The 16,200-nt window shown below is 62.0% G+C and carries 15 protein-coding genes; 8 read left to right on the forward strand and 7 right to left on the reverse strand.

Annotated elements, in window-relative coordinates:
- Positions 1-271: 271 nt before the first annotated feature.
- Positions 272-1,399, forward strand: coding sequence for an iron-containing alcohol dehydrogenase (locus tag LB541_RS28265; RefSeq protein WP_224620100.1), 1,128 nt, complete (start codon positions 272-274; stop codon positions 1,397-1,399).
- Positions 1,400-1,439: 40 nt separating this feature from the next.
- Positions 1,440-2,186 (forward strand): SDR family oxidoreductase, encoded by a 747-nt coding sequence (locus LB541_RS28270; protein WP_140525786.1) that lies wholly within the window; start codon positions 1,440-1,442, stop codon positions 2,184-2,186.
- Positions 2,187-2,271: 85 nt separating this feature from the next.
- On the opposite strand, the gene LB541_RS28275 is transcribed toward LB541_RS28270, so the two are convergent.
- From LB541_RS28275 to LB541_RS28300, 6 genes are all read right to left on the reverse strand, one after another.
- On the reverse strand, positions 2,272-3,150 hold the full coding sequence (locus tag LB541_RS28275) for a type II secretion system protein GspK (protein WP_181167615.1): 879 nt from the start codon (positions 3,148-3,150) through the stop codon (positions 2,272-2,274).
- Positions 3,151-3,240: 90 nt separating this feature from the next.
- Positions 3,241-3,813, reverse strand: coding sequence for a prepilin peptidase (locus tag LB541_RS28280; RefSeq protein ID WP_224620101.1), 573 nt, complete (start codon positions 3,811-3,813; stop codon positions 3,241-3,243).
- Positions 3,810-5,870 carry a type II secretion system secretin GspD gene (gspD, locus tag LB541_RS28285; RefSeq protein WP_181172769.1) on the reverse strand — a complete coding sequence of 687 codons (2,061 nt, stop codon included), beginning with the start codon at positions 5,868-5,870 and terminating at the stop codon, positions 3,810-3,812. Before gspD ends, LB541_RS28280 begins: the two co-directional genes overlap by 4 nt.
- Positions 5,871-6,335: 465 nt before the next feature.
- The gene (locus LB541_RS28290) at positions 6,336-7,613 is read right to left on the reverse strand and encodes a TRAP transporter large permease (protein ID WP_140560829.1); all 1,278 of its coding nucleotides are present in this window, start codon (positions 7,611-7,613) and stop codon (positions 6,336-6,338) included.
- Positions 7,610-8,155, reverse strand: coding sequence for a TRAP transporter small permease (locus LB541_RS28295; RefSeq protein ID WP_181165438.1), 546 nt, complete (start codon positions 8,153-8,155; stop codon positions 7,610-7,612). Before LB541_RS28295 ends, LB541_RS28290 begins: the two co-directional genes overlap by 4 nt.
- A gap of 213 nt (positions 8,156-8,368) precedes the next feature.
- Positions 8,369-8,659, reverse strand: a complete 291-nt coding sequence (locus LB541_RS28300) for a DUF1330 domain-containing protein (protein ID WP_140558623.1) — start codon at positions 8,657-8,659, stop codon at positions 8,369-8,371.
- Between the two features lie 211 nt (positions 8,660-8,870).
- On the opposite strand from LB541_RS28300, the gene LB541_RS28305 reads away from it, so the two are divergent.
- The 6 genes from LB541_RS28305 to LB541_RS28330 all read left to right on the forward strand — a co-directional run bounded on the left by LB541_RS28305 (position 8,871) and on the right by LB541_RS28330 (position 13,922).
- A complete protein-coding gene (locus LB541_RS28305) occupies positions 8,871-9,680 on the forward strand; it encodes an IclR family transcriptional regulator (RefSeq protein ID WP_140500977.1) in 810 nt (269 codons plus the stop codon).
- 79 nt (positions 9,681-9,759) lie between these two features.
- A complete protein-coding gene (locus tag LB541_RS28310) occupies positions 9,760-10,161 on the forward strand; it encodes a DUF5681 domain-containing protein (RefSeq protein WP_140560830.1) in 402 nt (133 codons plus the stop codon).
- Between the two features lie 480 nt (positions 10,162-10,641).
- Positions 10,642-11,223: a DUF2796 domain-containing protein gene (locus LB541_RS28315; RefSeq protein ID WP_140560831.1), complete on the forward strand. Its 582-nt coding sequence runs from the start codon at positions 10,642-10,644 to the stop codon at positions 11,221-11,223.
- A 1-nt stretch (position 11,224) separates the two neighbouring features.
- Positions 11,225-11,947 (forward strand): ABC transporter ATP-binding protein, encoded by a 723-nt coding sequence (locus tag LB541_RS28320; protein ID WP_140560832.1) that lies wholly within the window; start codon positions 11,225-11,227, stop codon positions 11,945-11,947.
- A 47-nt stretch (positions 11,948-11,994) separates the two neighbouring features.
- Positions 11,995-13,200: an ABC transporter permease gene (locus LB541_RS28325; protein ID WP_224620102.1), complete on the forward strand. Its 1,206-nt coding sequence runs from the start codon at positions 11,995-11,997 to the stop codon at positions 13,198-13,200.
- The gene (locus LB541_RS28330; protein WP_140560833.1) at positions 13,197-13,922 is read left to right on the forward strand and encodes a DUF3299 domain-containing protein; all 726 of its coding nucleotides are present in this window, start codon (positions 13,197-13,199) and stop codon (positions 13,920-13,922) included. Before LB541_RS28325 ends, LB541_RS28330 begins: the two co-directional genes overlap by 4 nt.
- Before the next feature lie 67 nt (positions 13,923-13,989).
- Here the strand turns inward: LB541_RS28330 and LB541_RS28335 are convergent, their stop codons facing one another.
- The gene (locus LB541_RS28335; protein WP_181172770.1) at positions 13,990-15,675 is read right to left on the reverse strand and encodes a GspE/PulE family protein; all 1,686 of its coding nucleotides are present in this window, start codon (positions 15,673-15,675) and stop codon (positions 13,990-13,992) included.
- Positions 15,676-16,200: the final 525 nt, after the last annotated feature.

The raw sequence follows: 16,200 nt of genomic DNA on the forward strand, positions 1-16,200 counted from the left end.
AACCGCTTCGACGCCAAAACAGAAGCGGACAGATCATGTGCTACCAAACCGGACAACTTGATTAGCTACCGACAGGCGGCGGGAACGCCGCAACAAAAAGGGGGAGCTTGACAAGTGTGCAGTTCCACCTAATGCTTGGGCAGGTTGTCCATATTATGGACTGAGCGATTCCAAAAGGTCGCGCGTTCGTATTCACCGGCTGCACGAATGTGCCGAATGCCAGGCGGTGGCTGCAGCGATGCATGTGCGGAATGTCAAGGAGAGTGGCAGCGTGAACAATATAAACTACCTTACAAATATCAATTTCGGGCTTGGAGCAGCCGAGTCACTGGCAGAAATTTTGGACGAACTCGGCGTGTCCCGCCCTTTGATGATCAGCGATCACGGCATCAAATCCGCTGGTTTGCTTGAGCGTCCGGTATTCGAGTTCCTGAGAACAGCGCCGATCTTCCTGGACGTTCCCTCCAACCCGACTGAGAGCGCAGTTGCTGCCGGTCTCGCGCTATACAGGCAAGGCGGCTGCGATGGGGTAGTGGCGATTGGCGGAGGCTCTCCGATCGACCTGGCCAAGGGCGTGGCGCTGCTTGCCACGCACGATGGTGAACTTGAGCGTTATGCAGCGATCCTGGGCGGGCTCGCACGCATCACCGGCGCGGTAGCGCCGCTTGTGGCCATCCCGACAACGGCGGGTACGGGGTCCGAAGTTGGACGCGCGGCACTGATCACACTGGATGACGGCCGGAAGCTCGGATTTATCAGCCCGCACCTCATCCCGCGCAGGGCGATCTGTGACCCGGGGTTGACGATGGGGCTCCCCCCGGCTCTGACGGCCTCGACAGGGCTCGACGCACTGTCGCATTGTATCGAGACGTACCTTTCCCCCCGCTATAATCCGCCTGCCGAGGCAATTGCCACCGACGGCTTCCAACGGATCTGGAAGGCTTTGCCTGTCGCCTACGCAGACGGCGCGAACGCGGAGGCGCGGACCGAACTCATGATGGGTGCCCTCGAAGGGGGCATGACGTTTCAGAAGGGGCTTGGCGCCGTCCATGCGCTTAGCCATGCATTGGGCGGTCTCAAGGAGGCTAAGCTCCATCATGGGACGCTCAACGCCATCCTGATGCCGACCGTCCTTCGGTGGAACGTGGAAGTTGAAGCCGTGGCTCAGAAGGTCGACTACCTCGAGCGCCTGGCGGGACTTGAACATACAACGCTCGCAGATGCACTGGACGGGTTGAACCGTAGTCTTGGCATTACGCCCAGATTGTCCGAACTGGGGGTGCCCCGGCACGTCATCGATTGGGTGTGTGAGCGAGCCATTGCAGACCACAGCCATCCCACAAATCCACGTTCGCTGACCAAGGAAGACTACGCCGCGATCCTTGAGACCGTTTTCTAGGCTGCGAATGCCCTCAAAGGAGGAGCGAGGAGGTAATTCCGTGAGACCGATCGTGATCGTAACGGGCGCAAGCCACGGCATCGGTGCCGCAACGGCGCGGCTGTTCGCCGTTGAAGGCTACGATGTTTGCATAAACTATCTTTCGGATGCTGCCGCTGCATCCGAAGTCGTTGAGCACTGCAACGCCGCAGGCGCCCGCGCCATCGCGGTACAGGGAGACGTGGGCAAGAGGGAGGACATCGAGGCCCTGTTCAGTGCCTGCGACGATGCACTGGGGCGAGTGACCTGCCTGGTCAATAATGCCGGGATCATTGGGAAAGCCTGCAGAATCGATGAGTTGCAGCCCGCGGTGCTGGAAAACACCTTCAGGACCAACGTCTTCGCCGTCATGTACTGTATACAGGAAGCCGCGAAACGCATGTCCAACCGCAAGGGCGGCAGAGGCGGGACGATTATCAACATGTCTTCGCTCGCCGCCTTCCTCGGCAGCCCGAACGAATATGTGCATTATGCCGCAAGCAAGGGTGCAGTGGAATCCATCTCCATCGGCGCGGGGAAAGAACTGGCGCCGGAGGGCATCCGTGTGAATGCCATACGTGTCGGGACCACCAACACGCGGATACACACACAAGGCGGAAACCCCGAGCGACCAGCCAGGATTGCGGCGGCAACCCCCATGGGGCGCATCGCGGAGCCTGAAGACATCGCGCGCGCGGCCCTGATGCTTGCGTCTCCTGGCGCGGGGTTCATGACAGGCACCCTGATCACGGTGTCCGGGGGGCTCTGATGCTCCGCGGTCGGGATATTCCGCTGGGAGTGCCAGGCTGGCCTGGCACTCCTGCTGAGACCAGTCGCGCCCCATCCACGGGCATTCATTCCAGCTCAATTGCCGCGCGACGCCAGTCAAGCACTCTGTAAGGTGCCTCGTCCGCGTTCGATACAAGTATCAATGCCTCGAAAGATTCGCTGTAGCCGGACCGCAGGGTCGTCCTGAGATCGACGCGCCAGCTCGGTGCCGGCTTCAGTGTGTTGAAGGTCACCCCCGCCAGCGACTGATCGAGTTGCTCGCGCGACAGACGGCCGGCGTGGAAATCCTTGATCGCCTTTCGCACCGACGGCGGCAGGCCAGGAATGTCGCCCAGCAGTCCATCATCGAGCGCTTCCAGGCGAACGCCGGCCAATCCGGAGGAGACGGTGACATAGGGTTCGATGGCGATGGCCATGTCGGGCGTTATTCCCGGGAAGGCGGCCAATTCGGAGACCGTCTGAAACAGCTTTGTGTCGTTTCCAGCCTGCTGCGGAGCGGAACCGGCCGGCTGTCCGTTCGCCGGAGTCGGCCGGGCGCGGTGGCCGATGATCTTTGTCGCCAGATCCTCCGCGGTTCCGGGAGCGGCGCCGGCGGCTCGCAACGCGCCAACGATCAGCGGCCGCTCGGCGGTGTTGAGATCGATCCGCAATGCTTCATTTCTCGCAGAGATGGAAGCGACCCCGGCCGGCAGGGTGATCGTGGACGAAATCTGATCGCTCAGCTTGCCCACACTGTCGGGCGGGCCAGCGCGGATCTCGGCCGCGGCCTGCGACAGCCCGGCTTCCGCCAGAATGCGCGCCGACGCCTTGTCTTCCGTGACGCGCACACTGGCCACGACCCCGGTCATCTGCACGCGAAGTATGACGGCAAGGAATCCCAGAAAAATCATGATCCACAGGACGCTGACGAGGATTGCACCTCGCCGGGTCGTTGCCGAGTTCATGCCCACTGCCGCAAGACCCATTTCGGCCCCATGCTTCGCCACGAAAGGTGACGCCACGATCGCGTCGAAATCAAGACTTCGCTCCCCGGCTCAAGCAATGTGATCACCATGCGGCGGCAGCCACGCCCAGATGATGACCAGTGCCGGCGCGAGGAACGTTCCGAACGGAACGCGCGCCGCGGCACGGAGCGGGCGGCGCAAGCGAACCGCGCGGATGATGCTGAAGATGAAAGCCGCGACCGAAGCAAGCAGGATCTGGGCGCCGACGCCGGCCAGCCCGGCCAAGACGGTGGATACACCGATCAGCTTGATGTCGCCGAAGCCTATGCCGTCGCGGCCGCGCAGCCTCCCATACGTGACGTCGAACAGACACAGCAGGAGCATCAGGACGCCCCCCGGCCCGATGCGCCAGGCCAGCGCGGCGAAATCGCTCGCCTCGAACCACCAGTCGGCGAGCGCGACGACCAAGATGCCGGCCGTGTAGCGGTCAGGAATGAGCAAAGACGCAAGATCATGGACCGCGATTGCCGCGGCCAGAAGGCATAGCGCAAGCGCCGAAGCGACGACGAATGCGGGGCTTCCCATGACAGCCGGCACGGTAGCGGCGGCGAGCGCGACTGCGACGGCGGCGGTAGACCGACGCCGCGCCCTCAGAATCTTCATTCGATCATCGTCTTGGCCGGCCGCCGAAGCGGCACGTTTCTGGATGGCTCGTTCATCAGCCGCAATTGCGACCGCATCTCCTCCGCCACATGTTGCGCATCCATGCCGTCCTTCATGACCTGAGGCCGGATCAGGATGATCAGCTCCGTCCGCGTCGCGGAGTTCTGGTTGCTCCGGAAGGCGTCGCCGATGACGGGCAGATCGCCAAGCACCGGCACACCGTCGCGGCCGCGCTGCTGGCGTTCGCTGATCAGTCCGCCGAGCATCACGGTCTGGCCGCTGGTGACCGATACGGTCGAGCTGACCTTTCGTTGCGATATGGTCGGCGTCAGGGACTGGGCCTGGCTGCGCTGGACCGAGCTGATCTCCTGTTCGATGACGAGGCTGATCGTGCCGTTCCCGGTGATCCGGGGCAGAACCTTCAGGATCACGCCGGTATCGCGGAACTCGACGTTGTTGACGACCGGCGCTTCGGGATCGGTGACGGACTGCGCGGTGCGGGTGACGATCGGTATTTCATCACCGACCTGCAGCAAGGCGGGTTTGTTGTCGAGCACCACCACCGAGGGCGAGGAAAGCACCTTGACCTCGGTAACGCCGCGCAGCGCATCGATGACAACGCGCGGCTCGGTGTCGGGGCCAAGCAGCAGGTTGAAGCCCGGAAGCGTTCGCGACAGCACGGCCTTGCTGGCTTCCTGGAACAGACCGACCGATCCGTGGTTGCCGCCCACGCCGATATCATTGGATTTCAGGAAGAACTGCACGCCATAGCGCAGCTCGTTGGTCAGGGTGACCTCGGCTATCGTCGCTTCGATAGCGACCTGCTCTTGCGGCCTGTCGAGTGCGGTGATCGCCTGTTCGATCAGCCGTTGCTGGTCGGGCCGCCCGTAGATGAGAATGGTGTTGTTTTCCGGGTTCGCGGCGATGCGCACGCCGCTTTGCGACCCACCACCGCCCGGGATAGGCTGGTCGGTTTCGCCAGCGGGGGCCGGCAGGCTATCCGCCATGCGCTGATCCGGCGTCGCAGTGGCCGCCTGCGAACCGTTTGCGCCCTGATTCTGGCCGTCGGCCTGCGAGCCGGGCGGAAACTGCGAGGCCGGGTCTTCCGAAGCCGACGATGCCGGGGCGCCGTTGAATATTTCGTTGACCATCGATGCAAGGCGCCGTGGCTCCAGGTGCTGGACCTTGTACACCCGCAAATTGGAGGCAGACGCGTCGATCCGGTCGAGCCGCTCGATCCAGCTCGCCGCGCGCTGCAACTGGTTGCGCGTCTTCGCCACCACCAGAATCGCATTGCTGCGCTCGATCGGCTCGACCCTGATCGTGTTGCGTCCGCGACCGCCCTCCCCGATGTCGAGCACGCGGGTCAGCTCGGGCATCATGGTGGCGGCGCTGGAATTGTTGACAGGGAAAATGCCAACTGACTGGTCGGCCAGCCAGTCCTGGTCGAAAGAGCGCGCTGCTTCGATCGCCGCAGTCCGCTCCGCCGCCGTCCCCTGGAAGATCAACGCGTTGCGGCTGGGATCCTCGCGCACCATGCCGGGACGGGCGACGAAGTTTTCGAGCAGCGGCAGGATCGTGCTGGCGGAAACGTTTTTCAGGGGAAACACCGTGACGGCGTAGCCAGGCTGGATGGTGGTGCCCGGATCGAGTTGGGCGGCTCCGAACGCTTCGTTCGCAGGTATCAGCCGCAGACGGTCGCTTTCGCGCATCATGGCCACGCCGCTGCTGTGCAGCGCGGACTCGAACATGGTGAGGATTTCCGCGGCCGGCGTAGGCTTCGACGTCGTGATCGATACCTTGCCCGCGATTCTGGGGTCGAGCGAGTAGCTGATCCCCAGCACCTCGCCCAGCACCGTGCGGGCCGCGACCTTGATCTCGGCCCCCTCGAGGTTGACCTCGAACTTTTCGCCGCTCAGCCGCTCGAGCGACTTGCGCTCGCCGGCAGTCAGCTGCTGTTGGTATCCGTAGTATACTTCACCCTGCCGGTTGTTCTGCGTGCGGCCGAAGCCGAGCCTCGACAGAAAACCGCCGCCGGAAGGCTTGCGCGCACTCAAATCTGCGTTCGCGACCTTGTCCAGGGCATCCGGCCGCGCGGCAACGTCTCCAAGATAATCACCAGTGGAGGTACACGCGGCCACTACCGCCAGGACGCAGGCCGCCGCGCCTCTGCGAACCCACACGGAACAGGCATTTGGAGCGCTGCCTTGCCGACCTACCCTCACCTACACACCCAACCCAAGCCTACGCCCGCCGCCTCGGGAAAGTACCGTTCTATGACGCTTGAAAACCACAGGGCACGCTTTCTGCTTCCCGCTTGGACACCGTACACCTCGTCGACCTCGGTCAGCCCGAGGTAGGTGAAGAACTCGAACTTATGCCGCGATTCGACATTGGCCTGCGCCAGCGGCTGCAACTCCTCCCGCGTCAGGGCCCCGCCGACGTCGTCGTTGAGGCCCTGCTCGCATGGGCGGCAAAGCCATCGTCGAATGTTCAGCCTAACTCCTCCACGGTTGGGATTCTCAATGGAACCAGCCCGCTGGCACGGTCACCAATGCCGGGAACAGAACCAGCAGCACGATGAGGACCATCTCGGCCAGAAGGAAAGGCCACACACCTCTCAGGGCCGACCCCATTGAAACTTTGCTGATTCCGCACACCGTGTTGAGGACAGTTCCGACAGGGGGCGTAATCATGCCGACCGCGGCGGTCATGATGAACATGACCCCAAAATAGATCGGGTCGATCCCGGCCGCCGTTACGAGCGGCATGAGGATGGGTACCAGTATGGTGATCGAAGGTGCGAAATCGAGCACCATGCCGATGACAAAGATCGCCAGAACGATCATGGCCATCAGCAGGATCGGCATATCGATGAAAGGACTGAGGAGAGTAACGAGCTGGGCGGGCAGACTGGCGATCGTCATCATGAAGCCGGTGACCACGGAGGCTGCCACCAGCAGCATGATTACTGCCGTCATTCGACCGGCGTCGAGCAGCGCGTCAAAGAGCAGCCGCGGCGTCAGCTCCCGATAAACAACCAGCCCCACGAACAGTGCATAGAAGGCTGCAACGACGCCGGCCTCCGTGGGGGTGAAGATGCCGAACCGCAGTCCGACCAGGATAATCACCGGCAGCATCAACGCCCAACCGGCGGTCAGAATGGCTTTCGGGATGTCCCTGCGCGGGAGTTTGGGCTGGACCGCCGACGTTTCCTTTCTGGAGACGATCCACCAAGTCACCACTAGGCTCAGCCCCATCAGGATCCCTGGCACGATTCCGGCGAGGAATAAGCCGACGATGGAAATGTTTGCGGTGACGCCCAGGATGATGAATCCGACAGAGGGCGGGATCACGGGGGCAATGATGCCCGTCGCCGCCATCAAGCCCGAGGCGCGACTCATGCTGTAGCCCGCATCGCGCATAAGAGGGATCAGCATGACGGCAAGCGTCGCCGTATCCGCGATTGCCGATCCGGAGAGGCTGGCCATCAGCAAGCCCGTGCCGATGACCACGTAACCGAGGCCGCCACGTATGTGACCGAAGAGCGCCAGGGCCACGTTCACGATGCGGCGGGAGAGGCCGCCGGCGTTCATGAGCTCGCCAGCAATGAGAAAGAACGGGATCGCCATCAGCGGATAACTGTCCGCGCCATTGACCAGCCGTTGCGCGAGGATCTGAGCATCCAGATTTCCCATCAGCAGCATCATCGCAACCCCCGACAGCATCAGAGCGAAGGCAATGGGAATCCCGATGCCCATTGCACCGAGGAGTGAACCTATGAAGACCAAGCCGCTCACGGTGTTTTCTCCGAAACTAGCGCGGGGGACACGGCCGGTGGCGGCACATCGATCTCTGCTCCCGACCATGGGGCGGGCAGGATGCCGCGCAGCGAGCGCCACAGATCAAGAAGGAGGATCAGAGCCATCATGATGGCAGCGGTGATACCCGCGGCGTAGATGGCCCCGACGGGAATTCCCGACAGTGCTTGGACGTTGCCCCATTCGATCACGGTGAGTGACCAGCTGCCTTGTGCCAGGAGCCAGCAGCACCAGAGCATCAGGCCGTATGAAACAAGAAAGCAGACGAAGCGCGCCCTGCGAGGCAACCGGACCACCAATGAGTCGACGCCGAGATGCGCGCCCTTGGCTAGGGCCACCACGGATCCCATAAAGATGATCCAGACGAGAACCACACGGGAGACTTCAACGGCAAACGGAATGCCTGAGCTGAAGCCGTAGCGTAGCACGACATTTGTAAAGATTAGGATGCTGATGACGGCCATGCCGACGACGACGAAGACGTCAAAAGCCTTGAAAAGCCACTGTAACGGCGTGGTCATAACTGCTCCCAAAAGGTTGTGCGCGCATGCATCGATCCTTGCGGCACTCTGACGAGAATCCGCAGACCGTGAGCAGGGAGCCTCCAGCATGCTGATGGGGTAGAAACACCCAATCGCGTGATGAAGGCCTGTCCTGCTCATCCGGTCGAACAGCGCAGGGGTAAAGCCAACGATCCCTCCAACCAGTAGGAGGTCCCGGGCGAGCTTCCGGTGTCAGACACCTTCCACCACGGCCAGATGTGCCTTGGCATGCTTCTCGCGGGCCTTGATCGCCGTCTGATACTCTGGAGAGTTGTAGCAGGCGAGAGCGGTCTCGTAGTCCTTGAACTCGATGACCGCCAGGCGGTTCGCGTGAGGGCCCTCCATGACCTGGCTCGTTCCCGCGCGAACGACGAAGGACGCCCCGTATTTGTCGAACGCTGCCTTGTTCAAGGCAATGTATTCTTTATAGCCCTCATGGTCCGCGATATCGACCATTGCAACCCAGTATCCTTTTTTGGTCATCTGCTTCCTCTCCCACAGAAATTCCCATACCCTCTCGCGGAAGATACGGACGTCCCGATGCATTCAAATTCGCCACAAGTGCGTTTGCCGTTGATCCTCCTCGATCACACGGCTAGAACCGAAACTACGACGCTGACTACAATATGGACAGCTTGTCCAAAAGCGTGTAGTACCACCATGTTTCGTTGTCAAGCTTGCAAGGAGATGCGCCATGGGCCTAAGTGAGCTCCAGGACGAAGCCGATGAGAGAGCTTCTACTCACGTGCAGGGAGCGGCCTCGTTCTCGAAGTTCATCACGGTGCTGCAGATCATCGCGGATGCCCCTGGAACCTTGGACATTGCCCAACTGACAAAGTGCGCGCCATTTCCCCGGGGGACGGTCTACCGTCTCGTTTCGGCGCTCACGGCGGAGGGACTCATCACACAATCGGGAGAGGGTGGAACGTTCCGCTTGGGGCCGCGCCTCCTCCAGCTTGCTGCCAAGACCTGGGAGGACTCCGACTTGCGGACGATCGCTAGGGATTTTCTGGTTTCGCTCCGCGACGCAACCGATGAGGCGGTTCACCTTGCGGTGCCTAGCAATAACCGGATGGTCTACATAGACAAGTTGGTGGGCTCCAGCAGGGTTCAGATGAAAACCAGCATTGGCGGCCAGGTTGAACTTCACTCGACATCCGTGGGTAAGGCGTGGCTGTCTGGTCTGCCAGACCAGCGGCTGTTGGAAGTCATCAAGAGCCTGGATCTGAGACGCCATACCGCCAAGACGTTCACGACACCCGAAGCGCTGTTCGATGAGTTGAAGCGGACGCGCGAGCAAGGGTTCGCGTTCGATGACGAGGAGAACGAACCGGATATCCGCTGTCTCGGCAGCCCGATCTTCAATCGTTCGGGGGAACCGATCGGAGCGGTCAGCATCAGCATGCCGGTGTACCGGCACGACGCTCGGCGCCACGAGCTCTGCGCAAGGCTGGTGCGTCAAACGGCGAAACAGATCAGTGGCGAATTGTCCAGGATGGTGTAGCGCCGGGCGCGCCACCGCGTCCATCGCCACCATCGACGTGCCGCTTTAACGGCATCGCTATCATTCGACGCTGAGGAAGATGGCTGATCCAACAGCACCGAAACAGCCTTGGGGGCCGTTCAAGCCAGGCCAGTCCGGAAACCCGGCAGGCAGGCCCGAAGGGGCCCACAACAAGCTCGTTGAAGCATGCCTCGAAGACATGCTCGCGGATTGGGAGGCCAACGTGCCAGCAGCCATTGGCAAGAAGCGAGAGAAAAAGCCAGACGCACGCCTCGAAATCGTCGCTTCGATCCTGCCGCGAAACTTGCCGCACCAGATCGACAAGCGGCAGCCCTTCGTCAATGCCTTCGCCCATCGCTACAACCGTCACAGGGCACACGACGCTCTCGACGAATCAACTAAGCCGAGTATCTCAAGACCTTCAGCGGCGCGCCCCGAAGGCCTCCTCACATGTCTTGAACCAGGACATCCTGCAGGATGACACCAGGCGAACTCACTGTGCCGGAATGGCTGCGACGATCTCAGGCGATGGCCTGGGTGACATTGCTTGGCATGCTCTTCCATATCGCATTTGCTTTCGGACACATCGATGGCCCGACGCATAGAAACGGCTTGCTCTTATCCAGCTTCGAGCGGTCGCTCGCAGGATCCGGAGAAGGGCCCGCGTCGGGGCACCACGACGACAAGTCCCAGGGCCGTTGTGACATATGCATCATCGGCTCCATGGGAGCCGCACTGCCGGCGCCTCCGGCAGTTCATGTCCTTTCCGAGCTAACCTTCTACACGATCGACTGGGTCGCGACTGCGGCGCGCCCGGACACCATAGAACTCTCTTCACACTACGATATCCGCGGCCCTCCGCGAGCTTGAATGGATGGCTGAACTGCCGCTTCTCGCGGTCGCGCCACGCGCCGAAACTTGTGATGGCGGCTAATGACCATATCGATCTGGAGAGACAGAGATGGGATTGCATCACCACACCGGGACGTTGTTTGCCGCTGGCATGTTTATTGTTATTTCGACGGCGCACGCAGAAGAAGATCGTCGAGAGCTTGGACCACATGTTCATGGACACGGGACATTGGCGATCGCTTTCGAGGCCAACAATGTTCAGATGGAGCTCGCTGCCCCTGGCATGGATATTGTCGGGTTTGAGCACGAAGCTGAAACCGCGGAGCAGAAGAGCACCGTCGAGACCGCGCTCGCCGACCTTAAGGAACCCTTGAAGCTCTTCGCGATGCCCGACTCCGCAGGGTGCACCGTCACCTCCGCCGACGTCAAAGTCGTCGCGGAAGAACATGAGGACCACCCTGCTACCGCGGAGGCTGGTGAGGCCGCGGGTTCTGAAGAGCACGGGGCCCATCACACCGAGTTCCGAGCAACTTATGCTCTCGCCTGCGCGGATACTGCCCAGGCCGCGTGGCTCGACTTCCCCTTCTTCGATCGCTTCGCCGGATCCTGGAAACTCGGCGTGACGGTCGTCGATGCCAATGGACAGACCGCTTTCGAGGTGTCCCGCGAGGCGCGCTATCTGGAGAGATGAGATGAACGCGGACGCCGCGACGGACGCCGTGCGCTTGCACGGCGTCGAATACAGGTGGAACGCGCGAGACCCGTTTTGCCTCTCAATCGGCGAGTTCGAAGTTTCCCGCGGCGAACGTCTTCTGCTGCTTGGCGCATCCGGTAGCGGAAAATCGACGCTCCTCAGCTTGCTGACAGGCATCGCGTTGGCGCAAGCTGGGCGCTTGGAAGTCCTCGGGCAACGGCTTGACGAATTGAGCGGCAGCGGGCGCGATCGGTTTCGGGCGGAACATTTTGGCATCATCTTTCAGATGTTCAATCTTCTTCCCTACGGCGCCGTCATCGACAATGTGCTGTTACCGCTCAGCTTCGCACCGGAACGTCGCGCCCGCGCAAATGCCGCGGGAGGCGCGGAGAGCGAAGCCCGGCGCCTCTTGTCGGCCCTGGGACTTCCGGCGGATATCGGGCAGCAGACGGCGGCCACCCTGAGCGTCGGTCAGCAGCAACGCGTCGCGACGGCGCGGGCGCTCATCGGCTCCCCCGATATTGTTGTCGCCGACGAGCCTACATCGGCTCTCGACGACGATCGGCAGCAGGATTTTCTCGACCTGCTGTTCGGCCAGATCGAGGCCACAAAGGCAACTCTGATCATGGTCAGTCACGACCGCCGCTTGGCGCAGCATTTCACGCGGGCGATCCATCTCAACGACATCCTTACAACGTCGAAAAGCCGAGCCCGGGCATGATTGTCGCACGTCTCGCTCTGCAATCGCTGCGCAACCGCTGGATCACGGTGTTGCTGACGATCCTTTCGATCTCCGTCAGCGTCATGCTTCTGCTCGGTGTCGAGAAAGTCCGCAGTGGCGCGCGAGACAGCTTTGCCGGGACCGTGTCTGGTGCGGATCTGGTCATTGGCGCCCGATCGGGTGCCATGCAGCTCCTTCTCTACTCGGTGTTCCGCATTGGCAACGCGACCAACAATGTCACCTGGCGCAGCTACCAGGACATCGTTTCGCGCCCGCAGGTAGCCTGGGCAATTCCGCTTTCACTTGGCGACAGCCATCGCGGCTTTCGCGTCATCGGGACGACTCCGGATTACTTCGAGCACTTCCAATATCGCGGCGGCCAGGCCTTGACGTTTGCTGCAGGCGCACCCTTTGACGACCTGTTCGATGTCGTCCTCGGCTCGGATGTTGCGAGCCGGCTTGGCTATTCCATCGGCGACAAGATCACTGTCGCGCACGGTGCGGGCTCGCTTGGGCCGCAGCATGACGACCTCCCGTTTCGCGTGTCCGGCATACTGGCACGTACCGGCACGCCGGTGGACAAATCCCTCCATGTCAGTCTCAAGGCTATCGAGGCCATTCATGTCGACTGGCGGTCCGGTTCACGGATCCCGGGACAAGTTACACCGGCCGACCGTCTGCGGCAGATGTCGCTTCCTACGAGGGCGATAACCGCCGCGATCATCGGCTTGAAGTCGCGCCTGCAAGTCATCGGGTTCCAGCGCGGCGTGAACGAGTACAGGGCCGAGCCTCTTTCGGCTGTGCTGCCGGGGGTCGCCTTGCAGGAGATGTGGGGACTGGTCGCCACCGCCGAGACCGCATTGCTTGGCGTCTCAGCGATGGTCGTGGTGACCTCGATGCTCGGCTTGTCGGCAATGATCCTGTCGACGCTCAACGAACGACGGCGTGAGATCGCGATATTGCGCTCGCTGGGGGCAAGACCCGGCACGGTTGCAGGCCTTCTTGTCGGAGAGGCTACCTTGCTGACGGTGGCGGGAATCGCAATCGGTACGGCGGCACTTTATGCGGTCCTGATGGTGGCCCGCCCGCTTGTTGACAGACAGTTCGGCGTCGACATCGGCATTCAGCCTCCGTCCACGACCGATGCCCTGTTGTTGTTGGCAATATTGATCGGCGGGATGGCCGCCGGGTTCCTGCCGGCCTGTCGCGCCTACAGGATGTCACTCGCAGATGGCATGATGGTGAGAACATGAAGACTTCCGGATTCCTCGGCAACGCGAGGTCGATGTTGCGCTGCATCGCTCTCATCCTGGCCGTTTTGGGCGCGGGCTGCGGCGCGGCATTCAGCGAGGCCGCAACCCAGCTGAAATGGGAGATGCTGATCCCGCCGACAGAACCGCTGGCAAATTTCCCGGACGCACTTCCTTTTGAGCAGCAGGAGGCCCTGAGAAATGTCCTATACTGGAAAGGTCACCCGTCGGGCGAGTTGAGCGAAGAGTTTGCCCTTCAGCGCGACGAAGCCAAGAAAAGGGTCGACGTCGACAGGGAAAAACTCGCAACGCAAGGCGTCGATCTTGATAAGCTTTACGAACGATACGTAACCTGGGCTACGGAGATCGGGAGGCGTGGAACGCTTACCGAGAAGAAATATGACGGCGAGCGGGTAGCCATCGCCGGCTATCTGCTGCCCCTGGATTTTGATCCGAACGGTACGACGGAGTTCCTGCTTGTCCCCTATTTCGGTGCGTGCATCCATGAGCCGCCACCGCCGCCGAACCAGGTGATCTACTTGAAATCCACTGCTCCGTACGCGCCTGCGGCCCTGTTCGAGGGCGTGATGATAACCGGCACGATGCGCGTGCAGTCCGAAAGGAAAGACCTCTCCTTTGTGGACGGTTCAAGCGAAGTTGCTTCGGGCTACGTCCTGGAGGGCGACAGCATCGAGCCCTATCAAGGCGAGGGTGGCGGGCAATAGTCCCGCGGAGGCAATGCCAACCGCCAGTCCGCTGGTCGGAGGCAGGTGCGTCCGTGGATGGATGCGCTCAGCGAAACCCGGTGACCCTGAGCACCTCCGCCGGCGAGGTGAGACCTTGCCCTGCCTTCCTGGCACCGTCATGCGCCATCGTGCTCATGCCCCGCTCCAGCGCGAGCGCTTCGATCCTGGAGTGGTCTGCCCCTTGTGAAGCGAGCTCGATGATAGCCTCATCGAGAACCAGGATCTCGAACACGGCGATGCGGCCTCGATACCCCGTGCCGTTGCAACGGCCGCAGCCCACTGCGTTGAATATTTTTTGGCCCGGAGAGAACCCGACGGCCTGGTAGCGCGAGTCGAAGGAGAAAGTCTCGGTCGAAAGAATTCCTTCCTGCTTGCAGTGATCGCAGAGCCGCCGCAACAGGCGCTGGGAGATGATGCCGCGCACGGCGCCGACCAGCAGATAGGTCTCGACACCCAGGTCGCGCATACGTGTGAAGGCCGCCGCAGCGGTGTTCGCGTGGACGGTGGTGAGAACGAGGTGTCCGGTGAGCGCTGCCTGGACGGCGGCCCGTGCCGTTTCGCCGTCGCGTATCTCGCCGACCAGGATCACGTCGGGGTCCTGTCGCACGAACGTCCGGATCGCGGATGAGAAGGTGATGCCGATCGCCGAGTTGATCTGCGACTGCACGATGCCGGGGATCTGGTACTCGACGGGATCCTCGATGGTCACGATCTTGCGGCCCGGATCGTTTAGCTTCGAGAGCGCGGCGGCGAGCGTCGTCGTCTTGCCGCTGCCGGTCGGGCCGGCGACGGCGATCATTCCGTGGGTGTGCTCAAGGAGCCGGTTCAGCGTCTGCCGTTCCTGGTCATCCAGGCCCACGCCCGCGAAATCGAGCAGGACGCTGTCGCGGTGCAGGATGCGCATGACGACGGTCTCGCCATGGATGGAGGAGAGGGTGGCAACGCGCAGTTCGACTTCGCGGTCGCCGATGGGAAGGCGCATCGCACCATCCTGAGGCTTGCGGCGCTCGGTGATGTCGAGGCCGGCGAGAACCTTGATTCGCGACACGATCGCATCGCCCATTTCGTGCGGCGGCGGAGGCATGATCCGCAAGACGCCGTCGATACGGAAACGCATCACGAGCCGTCCGCGCATCGGTTCGAGGTGGATGTCGGTTGCCCTCAGGTCGAGCGCGCGCCGGAAGATGTCGTCGACGACAACCACAACCGGCGCGCCGCTCGCGAGATCCCGCAGGCTTGCGATAGCCGCTTCGGAGGTTGCTCCTTCGCCGGTGGCCTGGGCAACGTCCTGGGTGCCGGAAAGACGTTCCAAGCAGGATTCCAGGTCGGGTGCGGGAACCACGCAGACCTCGACGTCACCGTCGAGAACGGATCGCAGCGCCTCTATCGGGTCTGCGTCTCCGGGGTGGAGAACCCCTATGACGGCGCTCCCGTCAGGCGCCGTGAGCGGCGCGATCCAGTTCTCCACAAGAAATCGGTTTGAGAGATTCTGCGCGACGGGCCTGTAGTCGGCGAGTTGGTGCCGGTCGAGAAGCCGCACGCCATAATAGGACGACAGGAAGCCTGCGAGGGCATCGGCGTCGACGATCTGCGCTTCGATCAGGCGGTGCAGGTCGGAGGCTCGCGAGGCCGTGCTCTCACCGAAAAGACCCCGCGTAGCCTCGCGGCTCGCCAGTCCGGCATCGGCCATGGACGACAGGAGCGAGTGTAAGTCTGTAAGCTGTGGGTTCATTGAACGTACCTGTCGCACTTGACCCTTGAGCACAATGGACGCCGGCTTGCGCATGCCGAATCCGTCTGTCGGTTTAGTCCGCAGAGCGGTCTGCCTGACGTACGATTCCGGACCCGGCGGTTCCCCGGAAAGCTGCGCCAGACCAGAAGGCTGTGCGGTATGGGTGTCAAGAGCCCGTGCCCTTCTACTCCCACCAGACGGTGAACCGGGTGCCACACGAGGTAGCGATTGAGAATCTTTCGCTACACCCACATATCGCCGCCAATATTGCGGAACCCCACTCGACCAAGGCAAGCGTCACGCCCGCCAGCAGCTGGTGGGAAATCGTCATGACCCATGCGACCGTGACGATCGTAGCCGAGGGCCGCAGACTGCGCCGCGTTGGAATGAGCAGGCTTGGAGTGGCTGGAGCCCTTCCCGCTTCATCGCCTTGCCGGGCGTATCAATCTCAGTGATCCATGGCCTTGACGATTTCCTCGGTCATCTTCTTGGCGTCGCCGAGCAGCATCATGGTGCCGTCCTTGT

Source organism: Mesorhizobium sp. BR1-1-15, assembly GCF_020165475.1.
Lineage (GTDB): Bacteria > Pseudomonadota > Alphaproteobacteria > Rhizobiales > Rhizobiaceae > Mesorhizobium.

Coding starts and splice junctions, on each gene's coding strand:
- LB541_RS28275 (WP_181167615.1), bottom strand. CDS start 3,150: ATGAACTCGGCAACGACCCGGCGAGGTGCAATCCTCGTCAGCGTCCTG.
- LB541_RS28280 (WP_224620101.1), bottom strand. CDS start 3,813: ATGAAGATTCTGAGGGCGCGGCGTCGGTCTACCGCCGCCGTCGCAGTC.
- LB541_RS28295 (WP_181165438.1), bottom strand. CDS start 8,155: ATGACCACGCCGTTACAGTGGCTTTTCAAGGCTTTTGACGTCTTCGTC.
- LB541_RS28300 (WP_140558623.1), bottom strand. CDS start 8,659: ATGACCAAAAAAGGATACTGGGTTGCAATGGTCGATATCGCGGACCAT.
- LB541_RS28305 (WP_140500977.1), top strand. CDS start 8,871: ATGGGCCTAAGTGAGCTCCAGGACGAAGCCGATGAGAGAGCTTCTACT.
- LB541_RS28310 (WP_140560830.1), top strand. CDS start 9,760: ATGGCTGATCCAACAGCACCGAAACAGCCTTGGGGGCCGTTCAAGCCA.
- LB541_RS28315 (WP_140560831.1), top strand. CDS start 10,642: ATGGGATTGCATCACCACACCGGGACGTTGTTTGCCGCTGGCATGTTT.
- LB541_RS28320 (WP_140560832.1), top strand. CDS start 11,225: ATGAACGCGGACGCCGCGACGGACGCCGTGCGCTTGCACGGCGTCGAA.
- LB541_RS28330 (WP_140560833.1), top strand. CDS start 13,197: ATGAAGACTTCCGGATTCCTCGGCAACGCGAGGTCGATGTTGCGCTGC.
- LB541_RS28335 (WP_181172770.1), bottom strand. CDS start 15,675: ATGAACCCACAGCTTACAGACTTACACTCGCTCCTGTCGTCCATGGCC.